Annotated in this window: 3 protein-coding genes and 1 pseudogene (1 of these 4 cut by a window edge); all 4 read right to left on the minus strand. The window is 71.2% G+C overall.

Going from position 1 to position 10,073, the window contains the following annotated elements; all coding sequences use genetic code 11:
- Positions 1-7,950, minus strand: the 5' end (the start) of a protein-coding gene (locus tag AQJ91_RS40900; RefSeq protein ID WP_159054769.1) for a WXG100-like domain-containing protein. 31,470 nt of this gene lie to the left of the window's left edge; 7,950 of the gene's 39,420 nt are visible here — the first part of the coding sequence; it begins with the start codon at positions 7,948-7,950; its stop codon lies off the left edge, out of view.
- A 70-nt stretch (positions 7,951-8,020) separates the two neighbouring features.
- A complete protein-coding gene (locus AQJ91_RS40905) occupies positions 8,021-8,359 on the minus strand; it encodes a WXG100 family type VII secretion target (RefSeq protein WP_067032882.1) in 339 nt (112 codons plus the stop codon).
- Between the two features lie 55 nt (positions 8,360-8,414).
- A complete protein-coding gene (locus AQJ91_RS40910; protein WP_067032885.1) occupies positions 8,415-8,855 on the minus strand; it encodes a YbaB/EbfC family nucleoid-associated protein in 441 nt (146 codons plus the stop codon).
- Between the two features lie 276 nt (positions 8,856-9,131).
- Positions 9,132-10,073: pseudogene (locus tag AQJ91_RS40915) on the minus strand (hypothetical protein); the annotation flags it as partial.

The raw sequence follows: 10,073 nt of genomic DNA on the forward strand, positions 1-10,073 counted from the left end.
GCCCGCCAGCCGGTGGGAAAGGGCCTCCTGTCCGGCGTCGTCCCAGACCCGGTCCACGGCCAGCCTCGCCCCGGTGAACACGGGCGGCACGTCGACCAGCCGGTACTCGCGGGACGTCCACCGGCGCTGCGCGTCGAACTCGGTGCGCAGCCCGGTCGCGGTGTGCACGACCACATGCCCGCCGTGCCGCTGCTCGGTGACGGTGAAACCGTCGACCACATGGTTGCCCTGCCGCATCCCGGCCGTGGCTGTACGGGCGTAATCCCCGACTGCCTCGGCCGCGTCACGGACCAGCCGCTCATAGGCGGTACGCCGCATGACCGCCGCGCCCTCGCCCAGGGCACCGGGATCGACGCCCAGCCGGGAGGCACCGGCATGCGCGGCGTCGATCAGCTGCTCGGCCCGCGCGATGTCCAGGCCCCGGCCGTCCGGACCGGCGTCGCCGCGCAGCACCCGGTAGACGGCGGCCTCCTCCGGATCCGGGTACCGGAACAGGACGCGCTTGCCGTCGGCGGCGACCAGTGTCAGCTCGCCGTCGGTGTTCTCCCGGACCGACGCGCTGTCGAGCGGCCCGTTGAGCTCGGCGCCGTTCGCGTCGAGCCGGACGGCGGTGTTCTCCTCTCGGTGGATCCGCCAACGCGTGCCAGGCTCGCCGGGGTCGTCGATCGTCTCTTCGACGACCCGTCCGGTACTGGTGTCGACGACCAGGCGCTGGTGCGGTCGCTCGGGTGACGGGTTCTCCGGCACCAGCGCGACCCGGTTCTCTTCGTCCGGCCGTTCGAGGCGCAGCGGGCCGCCGGTGAGCTGGTGGGCGTCGAGGGTCTGCCACGCCCGGCTGTCGAGCACGTCCAGCCCGGGCACCTCCCGGTCGCGGAAGGGTTCGCGGAAGAAGCCCGACCGGGCGTCGGCGTCGGGTGCCTCGGCCGTGGCGCCGTGCCGCGACCGGTCGCCGTCGGGCGCCGTCGAGGTCGGCTCCGGGTGATCGGTGCCGCCGCCCGGCAGGCCCTCGCGCCGCTCGTCGGCGCCCCGCTCCTCGGCCAGCTCCCTGGCCACCGTGACCGCCTGGTCGATCCGGTCGGGCGCGCCCGCGTTCTCGTGCAGGGTCTGCGCCACGCGCATCGTGGCCCAGTACTGCTCGGGTTCGCGCTCCAGCATGCCCTCGCCGGGACGGCCGAACGCCATGTCGAAGGGGTTGTGGCGCTGGGTGATCCGCGAGGCTTCCGCCCAGAGCGGGCGAGCCGACTGCTCGTCCAGCTTGCCGAACTGCTGCTCCGCGAACCGGCGGAGCGCGGGGTCGGGTGCCCTTCCCTGGCGGCTCTGGGCCTCCCCGCCGGTCTGAGCGCCATGGGCGGCGGCGTCATGGACGGCAGCGGCTTGCGGAGCCGGAGTCTCCGTCTCGGTGTCCACGTGCGACGGAGTCCGAGTCTGCTTCGGCGAGCTGATGGTGGGCGTGGTGTCGTCGCGCGCCGCGTCGCCGGCGGGGGCCTCGACGTGCTCCGAGGGCGGAGCCTGGCCGGCGACCGGCTCCGTCGGCGCGTCATTCGGCTTCGGCGGCTGCGTCGGTGTGTCCTGGACAGGGCCCGCCGACGTGCTGTGGTCTTCGAGCTCGGCGAGCGTTCTCTCCAGGTCGTCGACCACCGGGACCCGTTCAGGCAGGGTGGCCCTGTCGACGTGCGTGGTGAATCCGGACGGCGCCGCCGGCAGTGCGGTGTCGTCCGGTTCCGCCGCGGGGCGGGAGCGTTCGGGCTGAAGCTGGGCGGTCTCGGAGCCTGGTTGCTCGGAGGACGGCTCGTCGCGTGTGGGCCTCGGCCGCGCAGGCGGCTCCGCCTGTCGCGGGCCCGCCGGGTCGCCCAGCTGCGCCAACGGACTCAGGGGGGCGCTGGGCATATCGTCGAGTTCTGCCAGGACCCTGTCCGCCGCATCCTCGTCGTCGGGCACGGGCGTACCCGGAACGTCCTCGGCGTCGGGCACGACCTCGGGTGAGGTCGTGTCCTCGGGCCTGGTGGCGGGCGCGTCCGGCTGCCCTTCCGGCCTGGTACCAAGCGCGCTCGGCAACGCGTCGAGCTCGTCCAGGGACCAGTCGTCGATGTCGCGGGGCTGCGGATCCTCGGCGGGGTCCCGGCGCAGGTGTTCCCGCTCCTCCCGGCCGCGCTCCAGTTCCTGCTCGGCCCGCGTGGCAAGGCCCTCCTCGACCAGCCGGTCGAGCCGGCCGCCGGAACCCGGCTCCGGGCGGTCGATCTCCTGCTGCAGCTCGCGTCGCAGCGCGGCGGTGTTCTCGTCGGCAGTCCGCAACTCGGCCAGACGCGCCTGTGCTTCCTCCAACCGCTGCTGGGTCCGCGCGGCGTCGTCCAGCGCACCGGTGCGCTGCTCCCGCGTCAGCTGGTCGCGCAGGGACGCGGCTTCCTGTTCCTGCGTACGAACCTGCGCCAGCCTCTGCTGGTCCTGCTCCTGCCGTTGCTGTTCCCTGGCGTCGAGGTACTCCTGGAGAGCCTGACGGGCGGTTGTGGCTTCGTCCGGGCTGGTGGCGGTCTCCATCCGCCGCATCAGCTCGGCCTCGCGCGGATCCTGATGCGTGCCGTCGCCGCGCAACTCCTCGAACTGCCGCAGCAGCTCGTCGGGGACCGGCGTATCGGAACGCCCTCGCAGCCGCTCTTCCAGTTGCTGCTGCTGTTCGCGTATCTGACGGTCCGTATACTCCTTCAGCGCCTGCTCGGCCTGGCGCGACTCCTCCGGGCTCCTGGCGTTCTCGATCTGCCGCATCAGCTGCGCGCGGTGGGCGTCCGCCTCCGGCGCACCGCCCGGCAGCAACGCCGTACGCAGCTCGGCCAGCCGCCGTTCCTCCGGCGTCCAGTTGTTGAACTTGGCCTGGTCGTCGAGCGCCTGCGTCCGTTCCCGGTCGGTCGTCGCGGCGTCGCCCCGCTGCTGCAGCTGTGCCTGCTTGTGCGTGGCCAGCTCGTGGAGCGCCTGCGTCCGCTCGTCCTCGGTTGTCGCGTCGTCGAGCCGCCGCCGCAGATCCGCCTCGCGCGCGTCCTGTGGCACACCGCCGTCCAACGCGTCGAGCCGCCGCCGCAGATCCGCGTTCTCCTCCCGTGCCCGGGCATCCGCGGCCGTGTGCAGCCGCTCGGTGAGCCTTAGCTGCTGCTCGCGGATCTGACGGTCCGTGTAGTCCTTCAGTTCCTGGGACGCCCGGCGCGCCTCCTCCGGGGTCCGGGCATCGACGACCTGCTGAACCAGCTGCTCCCGGTGCGCGTCCGGCCCCGGCGTACCGCCCTCGGGTGCGAGGAACTCGCGCAAGGCGTTCAACCGGCGTTCGTCCGCCGTCGTCTGGTTGTGCTCGGCCAGTTCCCGAAGCGCCTGGTCCCGCTCCTCCGGTGTCGCCGCGTCGTCCACGCGCTGCCGCAGCTCCTGCCCGCGCGGGTCAGGGGCGGCCGCGTCGCGCAGGGCGTCGAGCCGCCGGTCCAGATCCGCGTTGGCCGTGCCTTCGCGTACGTCGTCGAGCTGCCGCCGCAGTTCGCGGTCCCCCTGGTACTCCTCCAGTGTCTGCCGGGCGTGCGCCGCTTCCCCGGCGGTCCGTGCTCCTTCTTCCTGCTCGATGGTCCGCCGCAGCGTGAGGGACGACTCGGGGTCGGACTGTGCCAGCCGGTCAAGCCGTTCCCGCAGCTGCTGCTGCGAGGCCAGCTCGTCCTGCAGACGTTGGCGCTCGGCCGGGTCGCTGACCGAGGTCAGCTCCCGGCGCAGCTGCTCCACGCCCGCGTCGAACGACCGCGGGGTGTCCTTCCCGGTGAGCACCTCCACCGGCAGGTGACGCTCCACGAACGCGGTGTACTCCCGCAGCGCGCTGTCGATCAGCACCGGGTCGCCCGTACGCGAGGCCTGCTCGACCGCGTCCACCTCGGTCCGCCAGTCGTCCTCGCGGACCCCGAGCTCGCCCAGACGCGAGAAGCCGCCCTCCACATGGGACCGGAAGTCCTCCAGCCGCCGATCGAGCAACCCGTGCTCCACCGCCGTCCGGAAGTCCTCCAGACGCCGGGCGGTCTCCCCCCAGTTGCCCGTGCCGGCCGTCTCACGGGCCGCATCCGCCGGCTGTCGCCACCCGGTCTCGGGCAGCCCGGCCGTCCGCGCGATGTTGCTGAGCTCGTTGATGCTGCGCTGCACCTGCGGCTGCAGCGACGCGATGCTCTCGCCCGGCGCTGACGGGAAGTCCTCGACCAGGGCCTGAGGCGACGCGTCCGGCAACTGCGACGGGTCGAACGACACCGGGACGTCCGGCAGGTCGAGGACATCCTGCAGGCCGGGCTGGTCTTCCCCGACCGGGTCCGTCACGGTCTCGCCTGCCGAGCCGTCCGCGACGTCGGGTGCGGCACGGGCGCTCGGCTCGGCGGTGACTTCGGGTGCGGTACGGGCGCTCGGGTCGGCGGTTGAGCCGGGGCTGGTACGGGCGCTCGGGTCGGCGGTTGAGCCGGGGCTGGTACGGCCGTTCAGGTCGGCGGTTGAGCCGGGTGCGGCGGCGTTCTCGTCGGCCGGCACCTGCCTCTCGGCGCGGGTCTCGTCCTGGGGCACCACCGACTCCAGGCGGGTGCGCCCACCGGTCTCATCGCCCTCGGAGCCGGGGTTGGGCCCTGTTTCGGTGACAGGCCTCTGGTCGCCGAGCAGACGCGGGTCAGGGGTGGATCCCAGGGCGGTGTTTCCGGGGACCGCGGTCTCGCGCCACCCGGCGCCGCCGCTGTTCTCCGACGGGACCGGGCTGGTGGCCTGCCGCGACACCGGATCCGGTCTGGTGCTTCCGGTGTCCGGCGCCCGGTCCGCCGCCATGTTCCCGGTGGGCTCCATCCGCAAGCCCTGGGGGTTGAAGATGACCGGGGACGTACCGAGCTCGGGCGCGGTGACGCGGAACTCGCCCTCGGCCGGGCGGAACTCGACGGTGGCGTCGGTCAGGGTGCCGCCGTTGTCGGTCCTGACCACCCACCGAGGCGCCGCGCCTTCGCCGGGTTCGATGGTCAGCCGCAGGCCGAGCGGACTTCCTGTGGGGTCCAGCAGCGGAAGTTCCCCGACGGTCGGCGCGGCGGTCTCCCGCTGTCCGGGGATCTGGCCGGCGCCGACCTCGCTGCCCGGCGCGAGAGGGGTCGGCGACGTGGGGTCGTTCCGCGCGACCGGGGCGGCGGACTCCGTCGGGACACGGGTCTCGGGGGCTCTGGTCTCCGTGGTGCCGGTGCCGGTGCCGGTGTTCTCGGTGGTCGTACCGGTAGTCGTTTCGGTCGTCGGAGCGGTGCGGGTCCCGGTGGTGTCTGTGCTGGTCGTCGTCCCTGTGGTTGGAGGGGTGGTGGTTTCGGTCGTCGTGCCGGACCCGGGAGTCGAGCCGGCGGGGACGCCCGTCTGAGCGTTCGTGGTGGTACCGACCGTGCCCGAGCCGGCCGTGGTCCCGGTGATCGTGCCGGACCCGGGAGTCGAGCCGGCGGGGACGCCCGTCTGAGCGTTCGTGGTGGTACCGACCGTGCCCGAGCCGGCCGTGGTCCCGGTGATCGTGCCGGACCCGGGAGTCGAGCCGAACCCGGTGGTCGTGTTGGTGGCGGTCTGGGTGTCCGCGGAGGTGCCGGTGGTGTCCGGGCCGGTGGTGGTGCCGGTCCTCGGGATCGTGCCGCTACCCGCCGCCGTGGTTACTGTGTCGGTGCCGACAGCGTCGCTGCTGGTACGCAGGACGGTGCTGTCAGGCATCGTCCCCGGCTGCCCGGATGTCTGCGTGCCGTCGGCACCGAAGTCGACCGGGGAGGTGCCGAGTTCGGGCGCGGTGACGCGGAACTCGCCCTCGGCCGGGCGGAAGTCGACGGTGGCGTCGGTCAGGGTGCCGCCGTTGTCGGTCCTGACCACCCACCGAGGCGCCGCGCCTTCGCCGGGTTCGATGGTCAGCCGCAGGCCGAGCGGGCTTCCGGTCTGATCGCGCAGCGGCATCTCACCGGTCGACAGCGGAACAGCCGTGCCCTGCTGCCCGGTGGTACGGGCCGTACCCCCCGTGACGTCCTGCTGGGTGGGCGCCGGTGCTGAGGCTGGGACCTGCGTGCCGGGGGCGGTCACCATGTCGGGGGCCTGGGACGGACGGTCCTGCGGCTGGATGGTCTCGGTCAGCCTCGTTCCGGTCAGCCTCGTGTCGGTCGGCCTGGTCTCGGTCTCGGTGAGGCGCTGCTCGCGCGGCACGCCCGGCTCGGACGGTCCAGCCTCAACACGCTGCGACTGCGACTGCGACTGCTGGCGCTCAACGGTGTCCTGTGTCTGCCCGTTGGCGGCAGGACGGTTGCCCTCCGTGCGCTGGGTGCCTGTGTTCTCGGCCCCGGTTTGGGTCGCGGTGCGCTGTCCGGAGCCGCCGGTGGTGGACGGCGTCTGCACCTGCTGCGGGTTCGTCCCGCCGCCGGACTCGGTGCGTACGGTCTGAGACGTCGTCAGGTTTTCGGAGCTGGTGGCGTCGGCACCGTCGCTGACGGTGGCGGTCACCGGGCGCGGCTGGGTCGGAGCCTGCTCCTGCGGAGCCGGGCTCTGCGTGGTCGTGGTGCTCGTCGGCCCCGGAGCGTCGGCTGAACTGCCCTGACGCGCAGGGGTCGCGGCAGTGGGCGCGTTGCGCTGACCGCTGTTCCCGGTCGCGACGGGAGTGGCTCCGGGGACGGTCGTGGGAGCAGCGCCACTGTTGGACTCGGGGGCTGTGCCGTCGTTGTTGCCCGGAGTCACCAGCACGGTCTCGAAACCGGGAAGGCCCTGGGCGGGACGGGTCGGCACGGTGCTGGACACGTCATTCGTCAGGACGTCGGGCGCCGGTGTCACAGTGCTGTTGGGCTGCTCGTTGACCGGTCGCCGGGCGAACCGCTCGTCTCGCTCGTCCCGTTCGTCTTGTTGCCGCTCGGTGCGGTCCGCGCTGTTACCGTCGCCCTGGCGGTTGCCGGTGTCCGTGGTGGGTGCGGTGGTGGGGGGCGGCCCGTCGGACTCGGTGATCCGTCCGCCGCCACCCAGCGTGTTCGTGAGTGAGCCGGACGTCCCGTCACCGCCCAGGGTGTCGGGGGACTTCCAGTCGCCGCCCCCCGGCGTACCGCCATCGAACTTGGACAGGTCGAGGTCCGGCATGTCGGGCAGGTTCAGGTCGGGTGAATTGACATCCATCCCCTCGGGCTTCTGCCACCGGAAGCGACGCCCGTTCCCTTCAAACGCTTCCATCATGCCCGAGGTGAACGCCGACACCATGCTGGAATGCTCGTTGTTGAGGAGGTCGTCCGCGACGGTGCTGGCTACACCTATGCCACCACCCATGAGGAACTTGCCCAGCAGCTTGTTGAAGAACTTCGGCGCCAGCATGTCGCCGGCGATGGGCATGACCCCACCGATAATGCCACCGACCAAACCGGACTTGGCCATCCCGATGGTGTTGTCGAGGTTCCACTGGGTGCGGTCGCCCATCATCATCTGGAACGTCTGGATGGCGACGTCCATGCCGACCATCATGCCGACACCCATCACGATGGACATCAGCAACCGGCGCAGAATCATCCGCACCGCCAGCCGTCCCGCCGCCACGATCGCCGGAATCACCTGCGGCGCGAACAGAGCCCACTGCGCGATCTCGATCGCCATCCAGACGAGCTGGACGAGGATCATGTACTTGGCGTACTGGACCTCTGTGGCTGTTGTCTTGGCCAGCCGGGCCAGCTGATCCGACGACTTCGCCATCTGCGGCAGGTTCCGCAGGAACTTCTCGACGAACTCCCGGAACTCCGCCACGGGCGTTCCGGCCATGCTCTCCAGGACATCGGTCACCGAGGGACCGACCTCGCGGCTGATCGCGATCAGCTCCTGGGCGGCCTCCTCCCACATTTCACCCAGCGCGCGGAGCTTGTCCTCGTCGCCCTTGGGCCAGTTCTCGCCAACCGCCAGATTGGCAACCCAGGCCAACGAGGGGGGTAGTTCGATGCTCATGCTGTGCCGGAACCATGCCAGAGGGAAATGGGAGGACCGCCAGAAGCCGGGCGGTGACTACTGCCGAATTTCAGGAGCGGTCGTTAGCGCTGTTCCTGAAGTCGTTCGCGGCCTCAATGGCCTGTTCTTCGGTCTTGCTGAAACCCTTAGCCATCGTTTGGACGCCGTCAGCCATGCTGTCCAGCACCTTTGACGCGCTGCCGAGCCCCTTCAGCAGCTGGTTCCTTGGCCTCATATACTGCTGGGCGAACTGACGGCCGCCGGCGTCATGGCCCCAGCACTCACCCAGCGCGCTGGTCCTTGACTCCAGCAGGGAGTTCACCCGGTTCACGCGTTGGGCAAGCCGCATTATCTCGGGTGCTGCCGTGGCGAGAGCGTCGGTGTCCACCGCGAAATAGTTGCCGGACAAGGGTGCCTCCTGGTGACATCAGCGGGTCAGCGGTACGGGTCGGCAGTGCCGCGCTTCAGTTGTCGGCTTCTGCTGCTTCCCCGGAACGGCCATGGTCGACGTAGTCGCGTACCGAATCCGGCATCGTCGGATCCTCTGGCAGAAGGTCCCTGGGGTTGGCCTTGCCCTGGAGCAGGTCGGCCATGCTCACTCCCGCGGGCAAGCGGGCGGACATCAGCTCACTGGTCTTTTCAAGCGCCTTGGCCCGGGCCTGCTGAATGGTGGTCAGCAGCGTGTCGGCGAGTTCCTTGGGGGGCATACGGCGGAACGCCGCGGTGGGGAACTCGATCGCGGTGACCTCGCCCTGGGCGCCCACGGTCACCTTGACGGCCTGCTTCGGCGCCGTCACGGTGGCGGTGGTCTCGTCGAGCTGGCGCCGCATGTCGGCGATTTCGTCGCGCTGCTTGCGGTACTGGCCGAGCAGTTCCTCGATCTCCTGATCGAACGGCGTGGTCATACGAAACCTCCCTGGGCCACGGTGGCTGGTCTCCGCACAGGATGCGAACCGGCTCTCGTGGGCGCGATGGCTCGACCAGTACGGCCAGAAAGCGGACTTCCTGTCCTTGAGTCAACACGGGCTCCGGGGAGGATGACCAGGTCTTACTGCAGAAACCGGCCGGTAGTACATGAAGATCTGCCCGTAGGGCTCTTCCGGCGGCGCGGCGCCGGGCCGGTCGGGGTACTGTCCGGCCTCTGCCTCGGCCAGACTCAGGTCTGGCCGAGGCACGGGGCGTCAGAGCAGCGCGTTACGGTCCCTCTTCGCGGTGCCCCAGGCGCTGTCTTCCTGGAGCAGCAGGTCGGCGATCTCCCGAGGGCTGGATGCCTCGTCGTCCTCGGTCTCCTCCTCCGTGTCCTCGCTCTCTTCCTCCTCTTCGTACTCGTCCGTCGCGGACAGCACGCCGCAGCTCAGCATTGCCGCATCGCCATTGCCGGACAGCATGGCCCCGGTGGAATCGGCGGCACGGCTGGGCTGCCAGGTGGCCAATTGCGGACCGGAATCCGGCTCCTCCACGATGACCACCTCACCGTCACTTGTCAGGGCGACTCCCGCCGTCTCCTCAGCCTCGGTCTCGTCCTCCGGGTACTCGCCGCTGCCCCAGGTCTCCCTGTCCTCGGAGCTGTAGCCGGGCTCGAAGATCTCTTCCTCGTCCTCTTCATCACGCTTGCGGCCGGCCGCCAAGAGCAGAGGGGTGAACATCGCGGCGCCCGCGTACCAGGCCTCGGTGTCCTCCTCCTCGTCATCGGTGGCCCGCTGCGGCACTCCCACCCGGTCGTCGGGCAGTTCCTCCTCCGACTCCTTCGAGGCAGAGGGGGCCTTCTCCGATCCGGTCCCGGTCCCGGTGCCGTTGTCCGCGCCGGTGCCCTGTGCCGTCGGGCCCCCGGGCGCCACAGCCCCGGTCACCACACCACCGGTGCCCTCACAGTCCTCGGACGGCCGGCCGGCGGCGACCCACTCGGTGGCCTCGCCCTCCAGCAAGGCCGACGCCTCGGACCGCTCGTCGTCCCTCTTGGAGCCGCCGGGCTGGCCGGACATGGGCGCCATGGGCATGAGCGGCATTCCCATGGCCGGGCTACCACCTTCCCCAGCCGGCAGCGTGAGTCCAGGCCCACCCTCGGGCGTGCCGTGTACGGCCTCGTGGCCACCCTCCGCCGGGTCACCCACCCACGGCTCGGC

This window comes from Streptomyces dysideae (assembly GCF_001514305.1).
Lineage (GTDB): Bacteria > Actinomycetota > Actinomycetes > Streptomycetales > Streptomycetaceae > Streptomyces > Streptomyces dysideae.

Bases quoted from the DNA above. Each gene is read 5' to 3' on its own strand.
- AQJ91_RS40910 (WP_067032885.1), bottom strand. From the start codon at position 8,855: ATGACCACGCCGTTCGATCAGGAGATCGAGGAACTGCTCGGCCAGTAC.